Below are 23,863 nucleotides of genomic sequence, written 5' to 3'. Positions count from 1 at the left end.
CGGCTCTCCTCGTCAGCGCAGCCGCAGCGCCTTCATCACCCGCAGGTTCCGGCTCATGAAGGCCGCGTACCTCTCGTCGTCCATCCCGAAGGACGGCCCCATCGGAATGATCCGCTGCTCCGCCACCGTCTGGGCCTCGGTGTACTTGAGGATGCCCTCGGCGCCGTGGCGCCGGCCGAGACCGGACTCCTTCATTCCGCCCATCGGTGACTGGACACTGCCGTACGCCGACGCGTACCCCTCGTTGATGTTGACGGTGCCCGTGCGCAGCCGGGCCGCCACCGCGCGGCCACGGCGCGCGTCCCGGGTCCAGACGCTCGCGTTGAGGCCGTACGGCGTGCTGTTGGCGAGGTCGATCGCCTCGTCCTCGTCGCCGAACCGGTAGAGCGAGACGACCGGGCCGAAGGTCTCCTCGGCGCAGACCGCCATGGGCGCCTCGACGCCTTCGAGGATGGTCGGTTCGTGGAAGTAGGGCCCGATGTCGGGGCGCGCGACACCGCCCGCGACGACGGTGGCACCCTTCGCGACGGCCTCCTCGACATGGCGCACGACAGCCGTCAATTGCCGCTCCCCCACGAGGGAGCCCATGTCGGCGCCGTACGCGAGCGAGCTGCCGAGCCGCATCGCCTTCGTCCGGGCGGCGAACCGCTCCACGAACGCGTCGGCGACCGACTCGTGCACGTACAGCCGCTCGATGGAGATGCAGAGCTGGCCCGCCGACGAGAAGCAGGCGCGCACCGCGCCCGCCGCGGCCTTTTCCACATCCGCGTCGGCCAGCACCAGCATGGCGTTCTTGCCGCCCAGTTCGAGGGAGACGCCGACCAGCCGGTCCGCCGCGCCCCTGGCCACCTCGCGGCCCGTCCTGGTGGACCCGGTGAACGAGACGTAGTCCGCGTGCCGGACCACCTCGGGGCCGATGACGGGCCCCTCCCCGAGGACGACCTGGAAGACCTCGGCGGGCAGCCCGGCCTCGATCAGCAGGTCACGGGCCCACAGCGCGGTGAGCGCGGTTTCCGTGTCGGGTTTCATGACGACGGCGTTCCCCGCGACGAACGCGGGCAGCGCGTCCCCCACGGTCAGTTCCAGCGGATAGTTCCACGGCGCGATCTGGCCGACGACCCCGCGCGGCAGGCGCGCCTCGCTGACCCGGGTCAGCAGCGGCACGGCGCCGGTGTGGCGCTTCGTGCGCAGGTACGACGCGGCCCTGCGCCCGTAGTGCCGGGCGGCCACGGCGACCGCCTGGACCTCCTCGTGGGCGTGCAGCCTCGCCTTGCCGGTCTCCAGCTGGATCAGGTCGAGCACCTCGGCCTGGCGCTGGAGGAGGAGATCGTGGAAGCGGAGCAGCACCGCCGCCCGCCGCCGCACCGGGAGCGCGGCCCAGACGGGCTGGGCGGCGCGGGCCCGCTCGTAGGCGGCTGCCACGTCCTCGGGGGTGGACTCGGGCAGGTCCGCGAGCTTCTCCCCGGTGGACGGGGTGTGGCCGGCCGTGCGGCCGGAGCCGATGACACCGCGCGTGAGCTGGGCGACCACCTCGGGGGTCACCACATCGGCCGCCGTACGGACGCCGGCCGGGACGGGCGCCACCGGGTTGGTGCCGGTCGCGGCCCCGGCCGTGGTGTCGGGCGCGGTGCCGGTGCCGGAATCGGCGGGGGCGGAGGTGGGAGCGGGGGCCTGCGAGTCCGTCATGGCACCGAGCGTATTCCGTGGACGAGGCTTTGAATACCCGGCAGTAACAGCCAATCGGCAGATGGGATCCGGCCCGGACGCGGGTGCCGCGTATTGCTGCGTATGACGCGTATTGCCGCGCAATGCCGCGTGCTTCCGTCTGCTTTCGTGCGCTTCCGCGTGCCGCCTCAGCCGGCGGACGCTCCGGATGCACCGGTCCCGCCGGTCGCACTCGAATCGCCGGCCGCACTCGAATCGCCGGATCCTCCGGGCGGCTCCGTCCAGCTGCGCAGGATGGCGTCGAACTGCTTGCGGGTCTTGGCCCAGCCCTTCTCAGGGCCTGACATGTAGATCGCGTACTCCGTGGAGCTGTCGTCCGAGTAGTAGATCTGGTCGATGGCGTGCCACTTGCCCGCACGGTCGCCCTTCTCCATCCAGGTGAACTCCCAGAGCGCGGCCTGCGCCTGATCCCGGTACCGGTTGGGCTGAAGCTCGATCAGGGTGTACTCCAGCCGCTCCCGCAGGCTCTGCTCCATGCTCTGCGCGTGCAGCATCGGGGTCTCGAAGTCCGGCGCCCCTATGCTGATCCGCAGCAGGGTCACTCCGCCGTCCGGGCTGTAGTCGATCTGGGTACTGTCCGTCAGCCGCGTCCAGCCCTTCGGCAGGTTGATGCTGAAGCCCTCCGGCGCCGTGACGCGCTTCCAGCCCTTGGCGACGGAGCCGCCGGTGGAGCTGTCGTCGGCGTCGTCGGCGTCGTCGCCGCCGCCGCCGCCGTCCGACTGCCCGGCCGAGACGTTGGGCCCGGTCGCGTCGTCCGCCGTGCCGGAGCCGCCGTCCGAGAGCTTGAGTGCGACGAAGCCGGCGCCACCGCCGAGGACCGCCGCCGCGACGACCGCCACGGCCACCGTGCGCCAGCGGCGCCCGCGCCCTTGGCGGCCCGGGGCCGGCGCCACCGCGGCCAGCGCCATCGCCGGCGCCGGTACGGGCGGGGGCGCGGCGGCGGGCATCGGCTCGGCCCGGGGCACATGCGCGGTGGCGGAACTGCCGTGCGCGCGAACGGAGTCGACGGGCCGGCCGGGGCTCTCCGGGTACGCGGCGGACTCGGCGGGCCCGGCGGGCTCGACGGACTCGGCGTTGCCTGTCGGCACGACGCGCGTCGCGGTGTACGTCGGCGCCTCGCCCCGGGCGTCGGGTGCCCCCGGCGCGCCGGTCCCGTCCGGGCTCCGCCCCGCGGCCACCTCGCGGAGCATGCGCTCGCACTCGGCGGTGTCCGGCCGCCCCACCGGGTCCTTGCGGAGCAGCGCCACGATGACCGGGGCGAGGGCGCCGGCCCGGTCGGGGTGGGCCGGCTCGTCGCTGACGACCGCCTGCATCGTGGTCAGCGGCGAACTGCGGCGGAACGGCGAGATCCCCTGCACGGCCGTGTAGAGCGTGACGCCCAGCGACCAGAGGTCGGAGGCGGGGCCGGGGTCCTTGCCCCGTACCCGCTCGGGCGCCAGATAGTCGATGGAGCCGACCACTTCGCCGGTCCTGGTGATCGTCGCGTCGCCCTCGATCGCCGCTATGCCGAAGTCGGTGAGCAGGACGCGGCCGTCCCGCGCGAGCAGGACGTTGCCCGGCTTCACATCGCGGTGCAGCACACCGGCGGAGTGCGCGGCGCGCAGCCCGCCGAGGACCGCGAGGCCGATCCTGGCCGCCTCACGGGGGTCGAACGGGCCGGACTCCTTCGCGGCGTCGGCGAGGGACGGGCCGTCGACGTACTCCATGACGATCCACGGCCGGTCGTCGTGGTGGAGGACGTCGTGGACGGTGACGACAGCCGGGTGGGTGATCCGGGCGGCGGCGCGGGCCTCCTTCTGGGTGCGGCGATGGAGTACGGCCCGGTCCGCCTCGGAGGCGTAGAGCCCCGCGGTCAGTTCCTTGATGGCGACCGTGCGGTGCAGCACCTCGTCGTGTGCGCGCCACACCTTGCCCATGCCGCCACTGCCGATGGCCTCGCCCAGCCGGTAACGCCCGGCGAGCACCGGCCCGTTCTCGACACCCGCCCGGGCCGTGTCCGTACCCGTAGCCGCGCCCGTGCCTGTGTCCGCGCCCATACTCTGCGAATGCTCCACGTCCCAGCCCCGTTCCTTGGGACCACAGGGTACGGAGGGAACAGGGTGACGGGAAGCGCGGGTCCTCTCAGCCCGTCACGCGGTAGGTGTTGGTGGCCTGTTGGTATATCTCGGAGACCTTGTCGCGCTGGTCGTCGGGGCCGATCACCTGCACTATGTGATAGCGGCCGTCGACGATCATGGCCAGGTTCCGTACGTAGACCTGGCGTCCGCTGCTGTCCTGCCAGGTGTACTGACCCTCCGCCATGGCCTGGCTGCCCACGTCGATCCGGCGCAGTCCGGTGGCGCTGGACCAGGAGGAGTCGCGGAACGGCTGGAGTTCCCGTTCCTTGTCGCGCTGATAGGCGAGCGGGTCGTCGCCGTTGTCCGCCACGCTGTCCCGGCCGGGGACCACGATCAGGGTGAAGTCGCCTCCGACGTAGCGGACTTGGCCGCTGTCGTTGATGGAACGCCGCTGCCAGTCCTTGTCGACCGCCGTGCGGAAACCCTCGGTGTCGTCCCGCAGTTCGTAACCCTCGGCGACATTGGCCGCGGGCCCCGAGGTCTGGGGCGCGGAGGTGTTCGGGCTGCCCGTCGGGGTGTCGGCGGATGCCTCGCCGGTCGGGGTGGGGTCCGGGGGCCGCGGCGCGGAGGAGGCGCCCGGGGACGCCTCGCTGACGCTCTGCCCCTGCTGTGAGGTCGTGTCTGCCTTCGGCATGAACATCACGGCGTACACGACGGCGCCGACGACGAGGAGCAGTATCAGCATCAGCAGATTGCGGCCCAGGGAGCGCGGGCCGCGCCTCTTGTCGTCACGGTCACGTCGGCCGCCCGACCGGCCGCCTGGCCGGTCGTCGGACCCGGCGTCCAGCATGCTGTCCAGACCGCCGCCTGGAAAGCGGTCGTCGAAGCGGTCGTTCTGGTCCTGCCTGCCTTGCCGGTCCTGCCGGTCCTGCCGGTCCTGCCGGTGGAAGAGTTCCTCGGTCCCGGGCCCGAGCGGCGCCTCGTACCGCCTCAGCTCCTCGGCGCCGCCCCTGGGGGGCCTGCCCGCCGTCTCGGACTTCCCGGCCTTCTCCGCCCTCCCCGCCTTCTCCTTGCGCTCGTTGCCCTTCTTCTGGCGGTGCCGCCCCAGGTCCCGGCGCCGCCGTCGGCGGACCAGTTCGCCCCTGCGCCGCTTTATCGGCAGCCGCGTGGCGTCCTCGGACAGCAGCGGGACGACATCCAGACCGGCCTCCGGCTCGGGTGCGGACCGCACGAGCGAGCGCAGCCAGCCGCGCAGCTCCTCGAAGTCCGGCCGCTCGGTGGGGTCCTGACGCAGCAGCGACTCGACGACGGGCCGCAGCGGGCCGCACTCCTCGGCGAACGCGGGCGGCTCGGCGCAGACGAGCTGCACCAGCTCGATGGCGCTCTCCTCCGGATACGGGGCATGGCCCTGTACCGCGCGGTAGAGCAGCGCGCCGAGCGCCCACAGGTCGGTGGCGGGTCCGATGGGCGGCGCGAGCTGCCAGTTCTCGTGTACGGGACCGGCCTGCTCGGGCGACCAGCGCTCCGTGACGGCGCCGACGACGGCGATCCGGGCCTGCCGGGCGCGCTCGGCCGCGAGGGGTGTCGCCGGGCCGCGGTAGGCGGGCGAGGCGCTGTGGGACATGACCTCGTCCCACCGGCCGGTGCCGAGGCTCGTCCGGGCTGCCCCGACATGGCCCGCCCCGGCGTCGGCCCCGGAGCCTGCCGGGGAGCCCGCGCCGGAACCCGGACCGGTGCCGGAGTACGGGGTGTCGCCGCCCCGGGCCATGACCAGGTCGGTACCGGGCCGGTGGTCCGCGTCGCCGCGCGCGGGCAGCCCGGAGGCGCCGCCCGTGCCGTACGGCCCTGGGCCGCCGCCCGGGAGACCGCCGCCGGCGGGTACGGAGCCCGAGGCGTCGTTCCAGGGCGCCGGGCCGTCGCGCCATGTCCCGGCGAGCTGGGGGCGGTAGGGGGTGGGCGGGTCGTCGTCCTCCTCGTCCGCGTCGGCGTCACCGTCCGGATCGGCGGCCGAGAAGCCGCGCGGCTGGGCCCACCAGTCCGGCTCGGGGCCGGCGACGCGCGGCGCCTCCTGGGGCCCGTTCCGCGTGCCGCTGTCCGCCGTTCCGCCCTCACCGGAACCCGCGCCGGTCCCGGTGCTCACGGAGCCGGTGCCGGTCCCGGTGCTCACGGTGCCGGTCCCGGTGCCGGGCTCGGGGAGCGGGGGCACCGCGGTCCTGCCGGTGCTCTGGTCCTCGCCGGCCCGCGCGGCGGCGCGGGCGCCCGCGCGGTACGCGGCGATGGCTCCGGCGCGCGCGGCGCGGATGTCCCCCGAGGCGTTACCGCTCGGCAGCGCGGGCTGACCGCCGAACGGGGCGGGCACCCCCGGGGTCGCGCCCTGCGGCCGGGGGAAGGCACCGGACGTACCGGACGAGGCGCCCTCCCGGTACGGGGACTCGGGGCGCGCCTTCTCCAGCTCGGCGCGGCCGGAGGAGCCGGGCAGGCCCGCCGTCGGCCCCGGGTCGTACGCCGGTCCCTGGTGGGTGGCGCCGGGCACCGCGCCGGACGGCGCGAACCCTTCGGGCAGTCCGAGCCGCCCCTCGGAGCCGAGCTGCCCGTCCGGGCCGACGTGTCCCTGGGCCCCCAGCCGTCCCGTCCCGTCGACCGGATCGGAATCCCGCCCCTGCCCCAGGCCCTGTCCCTGACCCGAGTAGGCGTCAGGATCCGGTTCGAGGGCGGGCTCCGGGTCGGGATCCGGCGGTTCCGGCACCGGCGCGTAGCCGCACAGGGCCTCCTCGGCCGCGCCCGCCGCGAGCCCGGTCAGCACGACCCGCCCGTCGTCACAGACGAGCACGGTGCGGACGGTGATGTTCCGGTGCGTCCAGCCGTGCGCGTGCACCACGCGTACGGCCGTGAGCACGTCGGAGGCGATCTCGGCCGCCCGGTAGGGATTGAGCGGCTTCTCGGCGAGCAGCGCGGCCAGCGGCCTGGCGGCGACCAGTTCACTCACTATCCACAGCGAACCGGACTCCGCGAAGACGTCGAAGACCTGGTCCAGGCGCGGGTGATCGGGGATCTGGGCGGCGCTCTGCGCGGCCTCGATGGCCCGCCGTACCGCCGGATCCGTATGCCTTCGTGCCGAGGAACGCCCGTGGACGCGCCGCGACGCTCCGCCGTCGGTCTCCACGACCTCGGCCTCCACGACCTCCGGCAGCGGCACCTGCCTGACGAGGACTTCCTGTCCGCTGTACGTGTCGAACGCGCGCGTCTCGACGAGTTCGTACTCGTCGGAGGGCGGCAACGGCAGGCGATAGCGGTCTGCGAGCACTCGACCCGCGTATTCGTCCACGACGCCTCCCCACAAACAGGCCGTCTCCTGGTCACGGAGACCCGCGTAACCGCCAATTCCGGTCGTTTACCGGCTCATTGTGGATGCGTACGGTTCGCGAGTTCTCACGATACGTGGCGGCGGGGGAACATGCCGCAGGGTCTCGGCAACCCGCTGCGGAACGTTCGCATCCGGTATTCCGCATCCTTCCCGTCCGCCGCCGGAACTCACCCGTCCGTTCTTCCCGCTCAGTCCTTGGACGCGAACGTCGCGTGCGCTGTTTCGCGGAGGGTCCTGCACTCGGTGTCGTCCCACTCGCTCGCCTTGCAGCTCACCATGATCGAGTAACCGTGCGTGCCGTCCATCTTGAAGCCCCGGTTGAGCACCCGTATCCGCTCGCCGCCCTGCTGACGCTCGAACTCCCAGTCGGCGACGGTCGGGTAGCCGTTGAACTCGACTTCCTTGATACCGAGGAGCTTGTAGTTGCTGCTACTGCCCGCGACCGCCGGCTCGGCCCCCCGCCACGCGGCCGCGGCGTCGTCCGTGGGCCTGGCGTTGAAGTCGACCTGGACGCGCGGGAAGGCGCCGTTGGACTCGTTGTAAATGCCACCGGAGTTCGCGCCGGCTATGGCGGTCCGCTTGAAGTCCTCGGGCATCGCCATCGTGAAGCGGAACCGGCCGTCGCTCACCGTGGTGTACCCGTCGGGCAGCCCCGCCTCCGAGCCGTCGGCGTCGTCCTCTTTGTCGCCGCCGCGCTTGCCGTCGTCGCCGGAGTCGTCCGACGAGCCCTCGTCGGAGCCGGAGCCGGAGTCGTCGTCGGAGTGCGAACCACCCGTGGCGGCGGTGTCCTTGCCGTTCTCCGCCGGGCTCTTGCCCTCGTCCGGACTGCCGCTCGCACCGGCGGCCTTGGGGACGGCCGGCGCCTCGCTGTTACGGTCACCCGCCTTGCCCGCGCCCGCGTCCTGTTCGTCACCGCCGGTCAGGGCGACCATCAGGACCGTGGAGATCAGCGCGACCGCGGCGACGACCGCGATGATCACCAGCGTGCGCCGGGGCACCACGTCGGTGATGGAGGCGCGCTGCGTGGCCGGCCGGTAGGGGGCGCCCGCGGGCTCCGGCGCCGGCCCCGCCGACGTCGAGGCGGTCGCCGCCGAGCCGACGGAGGCCGCCGCGGCCGAGGCCGGCACCGGAGCCTTCCGGGCCGTGCGGAGCGCGCCGCGCACCCGGTCGCCCGCCGACTCCCCGGCGGGCTTACGGCCCGGGCGCTCGGCCGGCTCCTCGGGCAGCACCGGCATCGGGACGGCCCGGGTGGCGTCGAGCGGCGGCTCGGGCTCCGCCTCCGGCGCCTGGACGATGTCCTCCAGCAAGGCCCGCGCGCCCGCGTCGTCGAGCCGCTGCTCAGGATCCTTGGCGAGCAGCCCGTAGATGACCTCGGTGAGCGCGCCCGCGTTCTTCGGCGGGTCGAGCGGCTCGGTCATCACGGCGGTCAGCGTGGCGATCGCCGAGCCCTTGTCGTACGGCGGGCAGCCCTCCACCGACGCGTACAGCAGCCCCCCGAGCGACCAGAGGTCGGCGGCGGGACCCGGCTTGTGGCCGCGGGCACGCTCCGGGGAGATGTAGGACGGGGCGCCGACGAGCATGCCGGTCGAGGTGACCGACGGGTCGCCCTCGACCTGCGCGATCCCGAAGTCGGTGAGGACGACGCGGCCGTCCTCGGCGATCAGTACGTTGGACGGCTTCACATCACGGTGCAGGATGCCCTCGCGGTGCGCCGAGCGCAGCACGTCGAGGATGGCGAGCCCGACCTCGGCGGCCCGTCTCGGCGTCAGGAGTCCGTCCTCGCGCACGGCTTCGGCGAGCGACTTGCCCTCGACCAGCTCCATGACGATCCACGGCCGGTCGTCCTCGTCCACGACATCGAAGACCGTCACCGCGCCGCTGTTGCGGATCCGGGCGATTGCCTTGGCCTCACGCAGCGTGCGGGTGATGAGCCGGCGCTTCTCGTCCTCGTCGATGCTGGAGGGGAAGCGGAGCTCCTTCACCGCGACCGTGCGGCCGAGCGTCTCGTCGAGCGCCCGCCACACCGTGCCCATGCCACCGCGCCCGAGCACCCCGCCGAGCCGGTACCTGCCCGCGAGCAGGCGCCCTTCCGGGCTGCCGTCGGCGCTCTTCCCCGCGTCCTGCCGAGGTTCCTCCGCCGTGTCCCGCGACTGCTCCGACTCCGACATGCGTCCCCTCTGCGATCCCTGATCCTGGCCCGCGACTGCCCTCACCACGCGGTGCCGTAACGCGCCCTGGCAGAGCCTTCATTGTCCCTCACTCCGGGACGACGACTGCTCCCGGGCCCCCACCCTGCCACTACCCCGGGCCCGGCCCAGCACCCCGCCGGTCAAGCACCCGTTCGGAAAACGGCACAGATACCCGGTAACGACTGAGCATGATGTGACGTGTGGAGCCCGAGGGGAGTTACGGGAGTATCTCCCATGTCCCCCCTCCCGTCTCAATCGAGGGCGAGGTGACACACCCGACCACCCTCGGCGCGCGCTGCCCACACGCGCTTGTGGTCAGTACGGCGGAGAGCCGCCGATGACTCAACTCCCGTTGCTCCCGTCACTTCTGCAACGGCTGAAACACCCCGAAATCAGGTGGGCACGATGTCCGGCGCGCCCAGCCGCGCCGCGTCCGCCGTCTGGTCGTCCGGCTGCCGCTGCGACTCCCGCTCCGCCTCCACCCGCTTCTCGTAGTGCTCCACCTCCCGTTCGATCTGGCCCTTGTCCCACCCCAGCACCGGCGCCATCAGCTCCGCGCACTCCCGGGCGCTGCGCGTCCCCCGGTCGAAGGTCTCGATCGAGATCCGTGTCCGCCGCGTCAGTACGTCGTCGAGGTGGCGGGCCCCTTCGTGCGACGCCGCGTACACCACCTCCGCGCGCAGGTAGTCGTCCGCGCCGCCCAGCGGTTCGCCGAGTCCCGGATCCGCGGCGATCAGCTCCAGCACCTCCTCGACCAGGGTCCCGTAGCGGTTGAGGAGGTGCTCCACCCGCGCCACGTGGATACCGGTCCGTGCCGCCATCCTCGCCCGCCCGTTCCACAGCGCGTGATACCCCTCGGCGCCGAGCAGCGGCACGTCTTCCGTGACGCACTCCGCCACCCGCTGGTCGAGGCCGTGCACCGCCTCGTCCACCGCGTCCTTGGCCATCACCCGGTAGGTCGTGTACTTGCCGCCCGCGACGACGACCATGCCGGGCACCGGATGCGCGACCGTGTGCTCCCGCGACAGTTTGCTCGTCGCGTCGGACTCCCCGGCGAGCAGCGGACGCAGCCCCGCGTACACCCCCTGGACGTCATCCCTCGTCAGCGGCGTGTGCAGCACCGCGTTGACATGTTCGAGCAGGTAGTCGATATCGGCGCTGGAGGCCGCGGGATGGGCCTTGTCCAGGTCCCAGTCGGTGTCCGTGGTGCCCACGATCCAGTGACGGCCCCAGGGGATGACGAAGAGCACCGACTTCTCCGTCCGCAGGATCAGCCCCGTGGTCGAATGGATCCGGTCCTTGGGGACGACGAGATGGATGCCCTTGGACGCGCGGACATGGAACTGCCCGCGCTCGGCGATCAGTGCCTGGGTGTCGTCCGTCCACACCCCGGTCGCGTTGACGACCTGCTTCGCCCGGATCTCGTACTCCCCGCCGGCCACGGCCCCGTCGACGGCCCGCACCCTGGCACCGACCACCCGCTCGCCCTCCCGCAGAAAGCCGGTGACGCGCGCCCGGCTGGCGACGTGCGCGCCGTACGTGGCCGCCGTACGGACCAGGGTGGCCACGAAGCGCGCGTCGTCCATCTGGGCGTCGTAGTACTGCAGGGCGCCGATCAGGGTGTCCTTCTTCAGGCAGGGGGCCACCCGCAGGGCGCCCCGCCGGGAGAGGTGGCGGTGGACCGGCAGGCCCCGGCCGTGCCCGGACGAGACGGACATCGCGTCGTACAGCGCGACGCCCGAGCCCGCGTAGAACCGCTCCCAGCCCTTGTGCTTCAGCGGATACAGGAACGGCACCGGTTTGACGAGGTGGGGCGCCAGCTTCTCCAGCAGCAGCCCCCGTTCCTTGAGGGCTTCCCGCACGAGCGCGAAGTCGAGCATCTCCAGATAGCGCAGACCGCCGTGGATCAGCTTGCTCGATCTGCTCGACGTGCCGGAGGCCCAGTCCCGCGCCTCCACGAGTCCCGTCGCCAGACCGCGGGTCGCGGCGTCGAGCGCGGTCCCCGCTCCGACCACACCCGCGCCCACGACCAGTACGTCCAACTCGCGCTCGGCCATCGCCGCGAGCGCTTGGACGCGCTCCGCGGGTCCCAGTGTCGCTGTCCTCACCGCTTGCCTCCCGTCGTCCCCCACGTGGTCGGGCTCACATCTCGATTCTGTCCGCACTCACCGACTTCAGCCACTGGCTGTGGATAACCCCGGCCGGACCCCGCCCACGGGATGCCGGCGCCGTACGACTAGCGAGCGGACACCGCACGAACGGCGCGACTCCCCGGCCACGCAATGCCGCATAACGGTCATATTTACGCCTAGTCTGACAGTGCGCTCGCTCGTTCTGTCCACAGGGCTTGCGCTCACTGTCCACTCCGGCTAAGGGAAGGACGGCCACCGCCATGCCCGCAGATCTCGCCGTCATCGGACTCGGTCATCTCGGACTGCCCCTCGCCCAGGCCGCCGTAGCCGCCGGGATCCAGACCGTCGGCTTCGACACCGACCCGCGCCCCGTCGCGCAACTCGCCGCCGGCCACACCCCCGTCGACGGCCCGCTCACCGCCTCCGACGTCCGCCGGATGCTCGCCGGCGGCTTCCGGCCCACCACCAGCCCGGCCGAGCTGGGCCGGGTCCGTACCGCCGTGATCTGCGCGCCCACCCCCCTCGGCGCCGACCGCACCCCCGATCTCACCGCCGTCGGCACAGCGGCCCGCGCCCTCGCCGCCCGGCTGCGCCCGCACACCACGGTGCTGCTGGAGTCACCCGTCGCGCCCGGCACCACGGAGGGCTTCCTCCGCACCCTCCTCGAAGAGGGCTCGGGGCTGCGCGCCGGCCGCGACTTCCACCTCGCGTACTCGCCGGGCCGGCTCGACCCCGGCAACCGTACCCACGGCTTCGCCAACACCCCCAAGGTGATCGGCGGCCTCACCCCCGCCTGCACCGAGTCCGCCGCCACCTTCTACGGCCGGCTGACCGACAAGGTCGTACGGGCGCGCGGCCCGCGCGAGGCCGAGACGGTCAAGCTCCTCGAAACCAACTTCCGGCACGTCAACATCGCCCTCGTCAACGAGATGGCCGTGCTCTGCCACGACCTCGGCGTGGACCTCTGGGACGTCATCCGCTGCGCGGAGACCAAGCCCTTCGGGTTCCAGGCGTTCCGGCCGGGCCCGGGCGTCGGCGGGCACGGCGTACCGATGGATCCCGGCTATCTGCCGCGCGCGGGCCGTACGCCCGGCCATCCGCTGCGGATGGTCGGCCTCGCCCAGGAGATCAACGACCGGATGCCGCAGTACGTCATCCAGCGCTGCGCCGCCCTTCTCAACGAGCACGGCAAGTCGGCGCGCGGGGCCAGGGTGCTGCTGCTGGGCGTCACCTACAAGCCGGACCTCGCCGACCAGCAGAGCTCACCGGCGACGGAGATCGCCTGCCGGCTGACGGACCTGGGCGCGGCGGTCAGTTACCACGATCCGTACGTCCTCGACTGGCGCGTACGCGAACAGCCCGTGCCCCGCGCGGACTCCCTCTACGAGGCCGCCGCCAACGCCGATCTGACGGTGCTTCTCCAGCACCACCGCACGTACGACCTCCAGGGCCTGGCGGTCAAGGCGCAGCTCCTGCTGGACACGCGCGGCGCGAGCCCGGCCGGGGCGGCCTACCGCCTCTGAGGCCGCCGGCCCGGCCCCGGGGGCGGCATCACCGCACCGCCCCCGCCCCGTCCCCCGCGTACCCGGCCTCCGCGTCACCGCCGCTCCCCCATCACGGCGTAGAGCGCGGTGCCCCCGGCCAGCAGAACCGACGCGGTCCAGGTGGCCACTTCCGTACCGGGTGGCAGCAGCATCCAGCCGGCGATCTCCCCCGCGGTGCCGGACGGGGCGGGCAGGAAGAGGGCGATCGCGAGCCAGCCCATCGGCGGAGCCCACGCGTAGGGCGCCCCGCATACGGTCGCCCCCAGCGCCGCCAGACCGGTCAGGCCGGCCGCGTCCCGGACGATGAACGCGACGGGAGCGAGTTCCGCGCCCGCCGCCCCGGAGAGCAGCAGTGCGGCGCCGACGAGCGTGGCGATCAGCAGCACATGCGCCGTTCTGCGGACCGACCACCGGATCGCGGCCGTACGCTCCAGCGCGACGTCCGCCCCGCCGAGCCCGACGGCGGCCGCGGTCACCCCCATACCGATGGTGAGCAGCGCGACGCGCGGGTCGGCGGCCGCCTCCCCGTCCCCGTCCCCGTGGGTGAAGTACCACACCACCAGCGTGGTGAGGGCGAGGGCGGCGGCCGACGCCGGTACCTGCCGCGCCCGGGCGTGGAGGAGGAGCCACCTCACCGGGCCGCGCCCCCCGTCAGCACCTCGATACCGTCGTACCCGCAGGCCAGGGACGACTCGTGCACCGCGGCGATCCGCGCCCGCTGCTCGGCCGGCTCCGCCGCGGAGAGGCTGTCCCACGCGGCTTCCCCTTCCTTCCATTCCTCGCGCGAGTACTTGTCGTCGCTCTTCTCCTCCAGCGGTTGGAGGGTGCGGTCGCCCAGCGCCCAGCCCGCGACGATGCTCTCCAGGACGGCGTCTCCGCCGCCCTCCCAGGCCGTACGCCCGCGGCAGTTCGGCGCCAGCCCCTGGGCGACCAGGTAGCGGGTGAGTTCCGCTCCCCCGCGTCCGGCGAGGAGCGTGTCGTCGAAGTCCACGAGCACCGTGCCGGCGGAGAGCTGCCGCTTGTCGCCGGAGCCGCGCAGCGCGGTCTCCTCCCGTACCGAGTCCGGGGCCTTGTCGCCCAGTGCCCGGCGCAGCACCCGCAGCGCCTCCTTGCCCCGTGGCCCCATCTCGTCCAGTCGCGCCGCGTGCGCCCGCGTCACGCACACCGGCCCGTCACAGACCAGTGCCGCCGCGGCCGTGTCGACGACGTACGCGTCGCGCGACTCGGCCGGGAGAACGGTCACGGCGAGCACGGCGCCCGCCAGGACGGGAGCCAACGCGAGCATCCGCGCCCGGCGGCCCACCGCCACCAGCAGCGCGAACCCGGTGGCCAGCAGCCCCAGCAGCCAGAGCGCCTGGCCCAGGTGGACCTGGCCGGCGAGGGTCAGCAGCATCTCCCGCGGCTGCGGGATCGCCGGTGACAGCAGGGAGAGCCGGTTCGGCACGTTCCCCGAAGGCACCGTCCCGTCCGTGTTCTGCTGGGTCAGGATGATCCCCGCGAGGCAGGCCACCACCAGGACCGGCGGGGTGAGGACGGAAGGCAGGAGACGGGCGGCCCCCATGCCGAACAGGGCCCCCGCCACCAGGGCAAGCACCCCGACGAGGGAGATCGGCAGCCAGCCGAGGTGGGTGTAGGAGGTGGCGCCGGCGAACAGCTGGACGCCACCCCAGAGCGTGAGCAGACCGAAGGCCGACACCAGTGTGATCGCGGTCGCGCCCGCCGGGAGCATCGCGCGGCTCCACGCGGGCCGTGGGGTGGTCGTCAGCAGTTCGGTCGTACGGGAGCGGGCGTCACGCAGCCCTTGCAGCGCCCCGAGGCCCACGACCACCGGCCAGATGTAGTACAGCGCGGTACGGGTCAGCATCGCCATCGGGGTCCACTGCCACGTACCCGGCGCGCTCTCCCCCCGCCACCGGTCGTCCAGCAGCCAGAGCAGCGTGAAGCCGCCCGCCGCGACGAACGCACCGGCCCACAGGGCGGCGGAACGCCTCAGCTCGATACGGAGTACGCGGCCGTTCACCAGGTGTTCCTTTCCTGCCCGGAGCCGCTGAGCAGCGCCGAGTAGCCGCGCTCCAGCGGGCTGTCGCCGGGTTGCTTCGCGTCGCCCGCCGCGGCCAGCTCGTCCGGGGTGCCCTGGAAGACGAGGCGGCCGTCGGCGAAGAGGACCACGTCGGAGCAGGCGGCGGCGACGTCCTCGACCAGGTGGGTGGAGACGACCACGCACGCCTCACGGCCCAGTTCCTGCAGCAGTTCGCGGAAGCGCAGCCGCTGGGCCGGGTCGAGGCCCACCGTGGGCTCGTCGAGCAGCAGCAGGGTGGGGTCGTTGACGATGGCCTGGGCGATCCCGGCCCGTCGCACCATGCCGCCGGAGAGGGCCTTCATCCGCTGGTCGGCGCGGTCCGCGAGACCCACCCGTTCCACGGCCCGCTGGACGGCGGCGGGAATGTCCCTCTTCGGCACCTCCTTCAGCCATGCCATGTACTCGACGAACTCCCGCACGGTGAAGCGCTTGTAGTAGCCGAACTCCTGCGGCAGATAGCCGATACGGCGACGCAGCGCCCGCAGGTCGGTCATCCCGCCCACGGAGGTCCCGAACAGGGCCAGTTCGCCCGCGGCGGGTCGCAGTACGGTCGACAGCGCCCGGATCAGGGTGGTCTTTCCCGCCCCGTTGGGGCCGAGGAGGCCGTGGGCCCCGACGCCGAGCGAGAGATCGAGGCCGTCGACGGCCATCTTCTTCCGCCCGGCCCGTACCTTCAGATCCTTCGCCTGGATTTCCCACGCGTACGTCTTCGGCGCGATGTCGGCCGAGCTCGCCGCGGCTGCGGCTGTCATACGGTGCCCCTTCCTCGTGTTCGATGTGAGCCGCTTCCATGGGAACGGCCCGCAGGTGAGCCGCTTCCTTGTGAACGGCCCGCAGGTGAGCCGCCCACGGGTGAGCGGCCCCGTGTCAGTGGGAGCCGCCCCGTGCGGAGTACACGCCCCTGCGGGCGATCAGGACCCCGACGCCGAGGACCAGAAGTAGCCCCCACACCCGGAGCTGTTCCGGCCGGAGAACGAACGGCATACGGCTGGTGATCAGGGCGGGCGCCAGGATCACCGCCCCCCACACGGCCCCCAGGGAGACGACGGCACGGTTGACCCCGATGACGCTCCCCAGTGCCAGGGCCGCCGCCGCGAAGGCCAGCGCGGGCAGCAGCCACTGCGCGGCGGCGACCCCCGTCACCACTCCGCCCACCAGCAGTACGGGGATGAGCAGCGCGAGCACGCACGTGGTGCGTCGCAGCAGCAGATACAGCCCGGCCCGCGGCGTGGCGGCCGTCAGTTCGTGCGCCGGGTCCAGATGACGTGACCAGGAAGCGGCGACACCGGCCAGCGGGAGGACGGGAGCCAGCAGCAGCAGCGGCGACACCTCCCCGAAGTCCGGGGCGGCGGCCTCCAGCAGCAGCGCGATCAGCGTCAGGCACAGGGGCATGAACAGCCACGGGGCCAGCACCGGGGTCAGCCACGCCGACAGCCGCGCCCACCGGCGCCGGTGCGGCATCGGAACGGCCTCGTCCAGCAGGGGCTCCAGGCCGGAACGCACGGTGCTCAGCAGCGACGTGAGCTCCGGCGACTCCGTGGCGACCGCGGCCGCCAGCCGCTCCCGGCAGGACCCGCAGCCCTCCAGGTGCGACTCCAGGGCCCACACCTCGTCGGTGGCGGTCAGGACGTCACCCCGCGCGTACTGGTGGATCAGCCGTGCGGAAGCGTGCTCCACGCTCATGTCAGCGCCTTTCGCATCGCGATCCGGGCGCGGCGGGCCCGGGTCTTGACCGTGCCTTCGGGCAGCCCGAGCAGTACGGCGGTCTCCCTCACGGAGAACCCGTCGAGCACCGTGGCCTGCAGTACCTGCCGGAGTTCCGGCGCCAGCCGCCGCAGGGCGTCACCGACATCGCCGTCCACGGTCCTGGCCAGCGCCACCTCCTCCGCGGCGGGCGCGCTCGCCTGCTCGAACACCTCGGCCGGTACGTCGGCGTGGTGGGCGCGGCGCCGGAAGGCGTCCACCAGGCGGCGTGCCGCGATCGTCCACAGCCACCCGGCGGCGGTCCCGTCGACCGCGCTCCCGGCGAACGCGCCCGCGGCGCGCCACACGGCCAGATACGTCTCCTGCATGACCTCGGCGACGATCTGTTCGTCCGCGCAGCGGCGGCGAAGACGCACCGCCAGCCACGGCGACGTACGCCGGTACAGCTCGTCGAACGCCTCGCGGTCGCCCTTGCTCACCCGGCGGACGAGGCGTTCCTCGTCGAGCTGGTCCGGTGATCTCCTGCGTGCTCTCACACGAGCCAGACGCCGGGCCTTCCGAAAGGGTTCTCGCTACGGAGTGATGTGCGCCACACCGGGAGTGGACGCCGAGCGCGGGACACGAGAAAGGCCACCTCCTCAGGAGGTGGCCTGTTCACGCACACGGACAACACAGACGGACAACAGGTGGTGGAGAGGAGCGCGTCCTCAGCGGCGGTGCTGCGAGTCCGCCACCGTCACCTCGACGCGCTGGAACTCCTTCAGCTCGCTGTAGCCCGTCGTCGCCATCGCCCGCTTCAGCGCGCCGAAGAAGTTCATCGACCCGTCCGGGATGTGCGAGGGGCCCGTCAGGACCTCCTCCGTCGTGCCGACGATGCCCAGGTCCACCAGCTTGCCGCGCGGCACGTCCTCGTGGACGGCCTCCATGCCCCAGTGGCGCCCCTTGCCCGGCGCGTCCGTCGCCCGGGCCAGCGGGGAGCCGATCATCACCGAGTCCGCGCCGCAGGCGATCGCCTTCGGCAGGTCGCCGGACCAGCCGACGCCGCCGTCCGCGATGACGTGGACGTACCGGCCGCCGGACTCGTCCATGTAGTCACGGCGGGCCGCCGCGACATCCGCGACGGCCGTCGCCATCGGGACCTGGATGCCCAGCACGTTACGGGTGGTGTGCGCCGCGCCGCCGCCGAAGCCGACCAGCACGCCCGCCGCGCCGGTCCGCATCAGGTGCAGCGCGGCGGTGTACGTGGCACAGCCGCCGACGATGACCGGGACGTCCAGCTCGTAGATGAACTGCTTCAGGTTCAGCGGCTCGGCCGCTCCCGAGACATGCTCGGCGGAGACCGTCGTACCGCGGATGACGAAGATGTCGACCCCGGCGTCCACGACCGCCTTGGAGAACTGCGCGGTGCGCTGCGGGGAGAGGGCGGCGGCCGTGACGACGCCCGAGTCCCGCACCTCCTTGATGCGCAGCCCGATCAGCTCTTCCTTGATCGGCTCGGCGTAGATCTCCTGGAGCCTGCGATTCGCGCTCGACTCGTCCAGCTCGGCGATCTCGTCGAGCAGCGGCTGCGGGTCCTCGTACCGGGTCCACAGACCCTCCAGGTTGAGGACGCCCAGACCGCCCATCTCGCCGATGCGGATGGCGGTGCTCGGTGAGACCACGGAGTCCATCGGAGCCGCCAGGAACGGCAGCTCGAACCGGTAGGCGTCGATCTGCCAGGCGATCGAGACCTCCTTCGGGTCCCGGGTGCGCCGGCTGGGGACGACGGCGATGTCGTCGAAGGCGTACGCCCTGCGGCCGCGCTTGCCGCGCCCGATCTCGATCTCAGTCACGATGTGTGGCCTTTCCCTTTATGTCTGCCGTGCCAGTATCCCCGCGGTCACTCCTCCAGGAGGACCTGGGTGAAGTCGACCACGTGGACGACGAGTACAAGGAGAAGGCCATCACTGACCAGGTACTCGATTCCGATGTTCGGAGTCAGCGCGAGCGAGCGCGTCGACTCGTCTCCCGAGAGCGCCACCGAAATCTTCGGACGGGGCTCCTGCGCCAGCACGGCGAGGCCACGTTCCAAGAGGGCCCGGCGGTCCGCCGGCAGGCCGTCACGTACTCGGGCGGCTTCCTCGCTGTACTTCACGGCGTAGAGCATCAAAGACCCCTCTCGGCGAAGAGCCGCAATCGTATCGTCAGCGGCCCGTGTAGTTCGGCGCCTCGACCGTCATCTGGATGTCGTGCGGGTGGCTCTCCTTGAGCCCCGCCGACGTGATCCGTACGAAGCGGCCCTTGCGCTCCATCTCGTCGATGGACGCCGCACCCACGTACCCCATGGTCTGGCGCAGTCCGCCGACCAGCTGGTGCAGTACGGCGGCGAGCGGGCCGCGGTACGGGACCTGGCCCTCGATGCCCTCGGGGACGAGCTTGTCGTCGGAGGCGACCTCGGCCTGGAAGTAGCGGTCCTTCGAGAAGGAGCGGCCCTGGCCGCGCGACTGCATCGCACCGAGCGAACCCATGCCGCGGTACGACTTGAACTGCTTGCCGTTGATGAACTGCAGCTCGCCCGGCGACTCCTCGCACCCGGCGAGCAGGCTGCCGAGCATGACCGTGCTGGCCCCGGCGGCGAGCGCCTTGCCGATGTCGCCGGAGTACTGGAGGCCACCGTCGCCGATGACCGGGATCCCGGCCGCCTGGCACGCCACGGCCGCCTCGTAGATCGCCGTGACCTGCGGAACGCCGATGCCGGCGACGACGCGGGTCGTACAGATCGAGCCGGGGCCCACGCCCACCTTGACGCCGTCCACGCCCGCGTCGATCAGCGCCTGGGCGCCGTCCCTGGTGGCGACGTTGCCGCCGATGATGTCGATGCCGACACTCGACTTGATCTTGGACATCCAGCTCAGCGCGTTGCTGTTGTGGCCGTGCGAGGTGTCCACGACGAGGAAGTCGACGCCCGCCGCGACCAGTGCCTGGGCGCGTTCCAGCGCCTCCGGGCTGGCGCCGACGGCCGCGCCGACGAGCAGCCGGCCCTCGGCGTCCTTGGCCGCGTGCGGGTACTTCTCTGCCTTGACGAAGTCCTTGACCGTGATCAGACCCTTGAGGATGCCCGCGTCGTCGACCAGCGGCAGCTTCTCGATCTTGTGGCGGCGCAGCAGCTGCATGGCGTCGACACCGGAGATGCCGACCTTGCCGGTGACCAGCGGCATGGGGGTCATGACCTCGCGCACCTGGCGCGTACGGTCCGCCTCGAAGGCCATGTCACGGTTGGTGACGATGCCGAGCAGCTTGCCCGCGCGGTCGGTGACCGGGACGCCGCTGATCCGGAACTTCGCGCAGAGCTGGTCCGCCTCGGCGAGCGTCGCGTCCGGGTGGACCGTGATCGGGTCGGTCACCATGCCGGACTCGGAGCGCTTCACCAGGTCGACCTGGTTGGCCTGGTCCGCGATGGAGAGGTTGCGGTGCAGCACACCGACACCGCCCTGACGGGCCATGGCGATCGCCATGCGGGACTCGGTGACCTTGTCCATCGCGGCGGAGAGCAGCGGGATGTTCACCTTGACGTTCCGCGAGACCAGAGACGCGGTGTCCACCTGGTTCGGCAGCACTTCCGAGGCGCCCGGCAGCAGCAGCACGTCGTCGTATGTCAGCCCGAGCGTCGCGAACTTCTCGGGCACTCCGTCGACGTTTGCAGTCATGACACCTTCCCCAAATGGCCTTGATCGGTGCGGATGTCCATGCTAACGGCCTCCGCGGGCCTCTCATTCCACGCTTGAGATCACCGATCCGGCTTTGTACGTTCGTACGGCAAACGGCCCCGTACGCCCCGGGCACTCCCCGTATCCGCGCCGGGCACTCCTCGTATCCGCGCCGGGCACTCCCCGTACGCGGGCCGGGCACTCCCCGTACCCGCGTCCGCCCCCTCGTCACCGCGCGCGCCGTCCGGGGAGGCTCCGCCTCACTGCTCGGCGAGGGCCCGCAGTCTGCTCAGCGCGCGGTGCTGGGCGACCCGTACCGCTCCCGGGGACATGCCCAGCATCTGCCCGGTCTCCTCCGCGGTGAGCCCGACGGCGACGCGCAGGACCAGCAGCTCGCGCTGGTTCTCCGGCAGGTTGGCCAGCAGTTTCTTGGCCCATTCGGCGTCGCTGCTGAGCAGCGCGCGCTCCTCGGGGCCCAGCGAGTCGTCGGGGCGCTCGGGCATCTCGTCGGACGGTACGGCCGTGGATCCCGGGTGGCGCATGGCGGCCCGCTGGAGGTCGGCGACCTTGTGTCCGGCGATGGCGAAGACGAACGCCTCGAAGGGCCGTCCGGTGTCGCGGTAGCGCGGCAGCGCCATCAGCACGGCGACGCAGACCTCCTGCGCGAGGTCCTCGACGAAGTGGCGCGCGTCACCCGGCAGCCGGTTGAGTCTCGTACGGCAGTAACGCAGCGCGAGCGGGTGCACGCGGGCCAGCAGATCGTGGGTCGCCCGTTCGTCGCCGTCGACGGCGCGGTGAACGAGCGCACCAATCACCGTGGGCTCGTCTTCACGCATCGGTCCATGGTGCCTTGGCGGCTGCTGATCGGTGGCACTGCGTCCGTAGTTGTGCACCGAAGCGTTATGAGCGGGTGCGGCAGAACTCATCTCCTGCGCTCTCCCCTCGCGCTCGTCCGACTCGTCCCCGTGGAAGTCCACATCTCAAGGATGCGGCATAGCGCGGGAAACGGGTGTGTACGGGCGTACGTTGTCTCACCCTTCGCCCGGAAAGCACCGTACGCGGCGCCGGGAACACACCCTCGCCCGCCGTCGGGGAACGCCGGCGGGCGAGGGTTCAAGGCCGCATGTACGTCAGCGGACCAGGCCCCAGCGGAAACCGAGCGCCACCGCGTGCGCGCGGTCGGAGGCACCCAGCTTCTTGAAGAGCCGCCGGGCGTGCGTCTTGACCGTGTCCTCCGAAAGAAACAGCTCACGGCCGATCTCGGCGTTGGAACGGCCGTGGCTCATGCCTTCGAGCACCTGGATCTCGCGCGCGGTGAGCGTCGGCGCGGCGCCCATCTCGGCGGACCGGAGCCGGCGCGGGGCGAGCCGCCAGGTCGGGTCGGCGAGCGCCTGTGTGACCGTCGCGCGCAACTCGGCGCGCGAGGCGTCCTTGTGCAGATAGCCCCGGGCGCCGGCGGCGACCGCGAGCGCGACCCCGTCCAGATCCTCCGCGACCGTGAGCATGATGATCCGGGCGCCGGGGTCGGCCGAGAGCAGCCGGCGGACGGTCTCGACCCCGCCGAGACCGGGCATCCGTACATCCATCAGAATCAGATCCGACCGATCGGCACCCCAGCGGCGGAGGACTTCCTCGCCGTTGGCCGCGGTCGTCACGCGCTCGACGCCGGGCACGGTCGCGACCGCGCGGCGGAGCGCCTCTCGGGCAAGCGGGGAGTCGTCGCAGACGAGGACGGATGTCATGACCGTCCTCCGCAGCTAGTGCGCGTCACCTTGAGCCTCCAGGCTGGATACATGTCGTCACCTGTGCGATTGACGCTCTCGGACATGTGCCCGATCGCTCGTTCTCTCAACCGCCTCGCACATTCAACGACGGTCACTCGAAAGAGTTACGGGTCCGACAGCCCGGTTCGGCACTCCCCGTGAGGAGGCGCACACGGAGGAGAGCGGCGTGCGTCTTTCGGTACCCCATCGGAGCCATGCCCCATTTAGCGGCTTTTCTTCACTTTTGCTGGTGTCTGTAGCTAGATTCGCAATGAGTCATATTTACATCTACTTACATAGTAGATGTACGGTCGGGAGCACCGGAGCGAGTACGCGCCGGGCTCGTACCCGGCGTCCAAGCGGCGCGTATCCGCCTCAGCACGGTTTCAAGGGGACATGAGCAATGGCAGATTTCTCCCGCCTTCCCGGACCGAACGCAGATCTGTGGGACTGGCAGCTGCTCGCCGCCTGTCGCGGTGTGGACAGTTCGCTCTTCTTCCACCCGGAGGGGGAACGGGGCGCGGCACGAAGCGCGCGTGAGAACTCGGCGAAAGAGGTGTGCATGCGGTGCCCGGTCCGCGCGGAGTGCGCGGCCCACGCACTGGCGGTACGGGAGCCGTACGGAGTGTGGGGCGGGCTGACGGAGGACGAGCGGGAAGAGCTGATGGGACGGGCGCGCACCCGGCTGATCACGGCACACTCCGCCACATCGGGCTCCGGGCCGGGGCCGGCCGGGGGAGCCGGGTCGGGAAACCATCAGCAGGGCGACTGAACGCATCCTCCCCCCAAAGGAAGAAACGTTCCTGCACGTCTCTCGTACCCGTGCGGGGCAGTGATACGAGCGCGCGGCCCAGGAAGGCTCACGGCGCACCGTGCGCGCCAGTGACGAGTGGATCACTTGAGCCGGGGTGACTAGCGTGGCGGCATGAAGCTTCTGACCGTGAATGTGGGACGGCCGAAGTCCGTGGAGTACACGGATGCGCCCGGCGGTTTCACGGGTATCGACAAGCGCCCGGCGGAGGGCCCCGTCCGGGTGGCCGACCCGGGCCCCAAGGGCGAGGGGGCGAGCGGACTCTCCGGTGACGCGGTCTGCGACCTGCGCCACCACGGCGGCAGCGACCAGGCGGTGTACGCGTTCGCGCGGGAGGATCTCGACCACTGGGAGCGGGAGTTGGGGCGGCCCCTCCCCAACGGCAGTTTCGGTGAGAATCTCACGACATCGGGCCTCGACATGACGGAGGCGCTGATCGGGGAGCGCTGGCGGATCGGTTCCGAGGTGGTGCTGGAGGCGACGAGCGGCCGGATCCCGTGCCGTACGTTCCAGGCGTGGCTGGGTGAGGCGGGCTGGGTCAGGCGCTTCACGCGGCGGGCGGTGACCGGCGCCTATCTGCGGGTCATCACTCCGGGGGAGATCAGCGCGGGTGACCCGATCGAGGTGGTCCACCGGCCGGACCACGAGGTGACGGTGGCCCTGGCGTTCCGGGCGAGTACGACGGAGCGGGAGCTGCTGCCGCGCATCCTCGCGGCCGGGGAGGCGCTGCACGGGGAGGAGTTGCGGGCCGCGCGGGCATATGTGGCGAAGCACGGCGGTCTCGTGTAGGCGCCGCCGTCCCGATCGG

Annotated in this window: 18 protein-coding genes; 3 read left to right on the top strand and 15 right to left on the bottom strand. The window is 72.1% G+C overall.

The features are described from left to right. Positions 1 to 12: 12 nt before the first annotated feature. From AB0P17_RS03530 to AB0P17_RS03510, 5 genes are all read right to left on the bottom strand, one after another. A complete protein-coding gene (locus tag AB0P17_RS03530) occupies positions 13 to 1,686 on the bottom strand; it encodes a succinic semialdehyde dehydrogenase (RefSeq protein ID WP_365807177.1) in 1,674 nt (557 codons plus the stop codon). Positions 1,687 to 1,853: 167 nt separating this feature from the next. Next, positions 1,854 to 3,761, bottom strand: coding sequence for a serine/threonine-protein kinase (locus tag AB0P17_RS03525; RefSeq protein ID WP_365807175.1), 1,908 nt, complete (start codon positions 3,759 to 3,761; stop codon positions 1,854 to 1,856). Positions 3,762 to 3,846: 85 nt separating this feature from the next. Further along, positions 3,847 to 7,107, bottom strand: coding sequence for a protein kinase (locus tag AB0P17_RS03520; RefSeq protein WP_365807173.1), 3,261 nt, complete (start codon positions 7,105 to 7,107; stop codon positions 3,847 to 3,849). A gap of 227 nt (positions 7,108 to 7,334) precedes the next feature. Beyond that, positions 7,335 to 9,314 (bottom strand): serine/threonine-protein kinase, encoded by a 1,980-nt coding sequence (locus AB0P17_RS03515; RefSeq protein WP_365807171.1) that lies wholly within the window; start codon positions 9,312 to 9,314, stop codon positions 7,335 to 7,337. 413 nt (positions 9,315 to 9,727) lie between these two features. After that, positions 9,728 to 11,443: a glycerol-3-phosphate dehydrogenase/oxidase gene (locus tag AB0P17_RS03510; RefSeq protein WP_365807169.1), complete on the bottom strand. Its 1,716-nt coding sequence runs from the start codon at positions 11,441 to 11,443 to the stop codon at positions 9,728 to 9,730. 284 nt (positions 11,444 to 11,727) lie between these two features. On the opposite strand from AB0P17_RS03510, the gene AB0P17_RS03505 reads away from it, so the two are divergent. After that, positions 11,728 to 12,990 carry a nucleotide sugar dehydrogenase gene (locus tag AB0P17_RS03505; RefSeq protein ID WP_365807168.1) on the top strand — a complete coding sequence of 421 codons (1,263 nt, stop codon included), beginning with the start codon at positions 11,728 to 11,730 and terminating at the stop codon, positions 12,988 to 12,990. A gap of 74 nt (positions 12,991 to 13,064) precedes the next feature. Here the strand turns inward: AB0P17_RS03505 and AB0P17_RS03500 are convergent, their stop codons facing one another. The 10 genes from AB0P17_RS03500 to AB0P17_RS03455 form a co-directional block, all read right to left on the bottom strand. Continuing rightward, complete coding sequence (locus AB0P17_RS03500) at positions 13,065 to 13,646, bottom strand: hypothetical protein (RefSeq protein WP_365807166.1); 582 nt, start codon at positions 13,644 to 13,646, stop codon at positions 13,065 to 13,067. Further along, positions 13,643 to 15,031, bottom strand: coding sequence for a hypothetical protein (locus AB0P17_RS03495; RefSeq protein ID WP_365807164.1), 1,389 nt, complete (start codon positions 15,029 to 15,031; stop codon positions 13,643 to 13,645). Before AB0P17_RS03495 ends, AB0P17_RS03500 begins: the two co-directional genes overlap by 4 nt. After that, complete coding sequence (locus AB0P17_RS03490; protein WP_365807163.1) at positions 15,028 to 15,843, bottom strand: ABC transporter ATP-binding protein; 816 nt, start codon at positions 15,841 to 15,843, stop codon at positions 15,028 to 15,030. The genes AB0P17_RS03495 and AB0P17_RS03490 overlap by 4 nt, the downstream gene beginning before the upstream one ends. 115 nt (positions 15,844 to 15,958) lie before the next feature. Continuing rightward, the gene (locus AB0P17_RS03485; protein WP_365807161.1) at positions 15,959 to 16,774 is read right to left on the bottom strand and encodes a zf-HC2 domain-containing protein; all 816 of its coding nucleotides are present in this window, start codon (positions 16,772 to 16,774) and stop codon (positions 15,959 to 15,961) included. Then, complete coding sequence (locus AB0P17_RS03480; RefSeq protein ID WP_365807160.1) at positions 16,771 to 17,331, bottom strand: RNA polymerase sigma factor; 561 nt, start codon at positions 17,329 to 17,331, stop codon at positions 16,771 to 16,773. The genes AB0P17_RS03485 and AB0P17_RS03480 overlap by 4 nt, the downstream gene beginning before the upstream one ends. A gap of 171 nt (positions 17,332 to 17,502) precedes the next feature. Further along, positions 17,503 to 18,627, bottom strand: a complete 1,125-nt coding sequence (locus tag AB0P17_RS03475; protein WP_365807158.1) for a GuaB3 family IMP dehydrogenase-related protein — start codon at positions 18,625 to 18,627, stop codon at positions 17,503 to 17,505. Positions 18,628 to 18,674: 47 nt separating this feature from the next. Then, positions 18,675 to 18,941, bottom strand: coding sequence for a hypothetical protein (locus AB0P17_RS03470; RefSeq protein ID WP_365807156.1), 267 nt, complete (start codon positions 18,939 to 18,941; stop codon positions 18,675 to 18,677). A gap of 37 nt (positions 18,942 to 18,978) precedes the next feature. Further along, a complete protein-coding gene (gene guaB, locus AB0P17_RS03465; protein WP_365807154.1) occupies positions 18,979 to 20,481 on the bottom strand; it encodes an IMP dehydrogenase in 1,503 nt (500 codons plus the stop codon). A gap of 260 nt (positions 20,482 to 20,741) precedes the next feature. Further along, positions 20,742 to 21,317 carry a sigma-70 family RNA polymerase sigma factor gene (locus AB0P17_RS03460; RefSeq protein ID WP_329828701.1) on the bottom strand — a complete coding sequence of 192 codons (576 nt, stop codon included), beginning with the start codon at positions 21,315 to 21,317 and terminating at the stop codon, positions 20,742 to 20,744. 294 nt (positions 21,318 to 21,611) lie between these two features. Beyond that, complete coding sequence (locus AB0P17_RS03455) at positions 21,612 to 22,223, bottom strand: response regulator transcription factor (RefSeq protein WP_003948568.1); 612 nt, start codon at positions 22,221 to 22,223, stop codon at positions 21,612 to 21,614. Positions 22,224 to 22,647: 424 nt separating this feature from the next. Here AB0P17_RS03455 and AB0P17_RS03450 point away from each other — a divergent pair, with 424 nt between their 5' ends. Further along, positions 22,648 to 23,016, top strand: a complete 369-nt coding sequence (locus AB0P17_RS03450; RefSeq protein ID WP_365807152.1) for a WhiB family transcriptional regulator — start codon at positions 22,648 to 22,650, stop codon at positions 23,014 to 23,016. Positions 23,017 to 23,169: 153 nt separating this feature from the next. Further along, positions 23,170 to 23,844, top strand: coding sequence for an MOSC domain-containing protein (locus tag AB0P17_RS03445; protein WP_365807150.1), 675 nt, complete (start codon positions 23,170 to 23,172; stop codon positions 23,842 to 23,844). The last annotated feature ends 19 nt before the right edge of the window (positions 23,845 to 23,863 follow it).

It is taken from the genome of Streptomyces sp. NPDC088124, assembly GCF_040685895.1.
GTDB lineage: Bacteria > Actinomycetota > Actinomycetes > Streptomycetales > Streptomycetaceae > Streptomyces.
Note: the sequence above shows the minus strand (reverse complement) of the source record. Positions and strands in the feature narration are given on the sequence as shown.

Coding starts and splice junctions, on each gene's coding strand:
- AB0P17_RS03450 (WP_365807152.1), top strand. CDS start 22,648: ATGGCAGATTTCTCCCGCCTTCCCGGACCGAACGCAGATCTGTGGGAC.
- AB0P17_RS03525 (WP_365807175.1), bottom strand. CDS start 3,761: ATGGGCGCGGACACAGGCACGGGCGCGGCTACGGGTACGGACACGGCC.
- AB0P17_RS03470 (WP_365807156.1), bottom strand. CDS start 18,941: ATGCTCTACGCCGTGAAGTACAGCGAGGAAGCCGCCCGAGTACGTGAC.
- AB0P17_RS03460 (WP_329828701.1), bottom strand. CDS start 21,317: ATGCGTGAAGACGAGCCCACGGTGATTGGTGCGCTCGTTCACCGCGCC.
- AB0P17_RS03515 (WP_365807171.1), bottom strand. CDS start 9,314: ATGTCGGAGTCGGAGCAGTCGCGGGACACGGCGGAGGAACCTCGGCAG.
- AB0P17_RS03505 (WP_365807168.1), top strand. CDS start 11,728: ATGCCCGCAGATCTCGCCGTCATCGGACTCGGTCATCTCGGACTGCCC.
- AB0P17_RS03490 (WP_365807163.1), bottom strand. CDS start 15,843: ATGACAGCCGCAGCCGCGGCGAGCTCGGCCGACATCGCGCCGAAGACG.
- AB0P17_RS03445 (WP_365807150.1), top strand. CDS start 23,170: ATGAAGCTTCTGACCGTGAATGTGGGACGGCCGAAGTCCGTGGAGTAC.
- AB0P17_RS03455 (WP_003948568.1), bottom strand. CDS start 22,223: ATGACATCCGTCCTCGTCTGCGACGACTCCCCGCTTGCCCGAGAGGCG.
- AB0P17_RS03485 (WP_365807161.1), bottom strand. CDS start 16,774: ATGAGCGTGGAGCACGCTTCCGCACGGCTGATCCACCAGTACGCGCGG.
- guaB (WP_365807154.1), bottom strand. CDS start 20,481: ATGACTGCAAACGTCGACGGAGTGCCCGAGAAGTTCGCGACGCTCGGG.
- AB0P17_RS03530 (WP_365807177.1), bottom strand. CDS start 1,686: ATGACGGACTCGCAGGCCCCCGCTCCCACCTCCGCCCCCGCCGATTCC.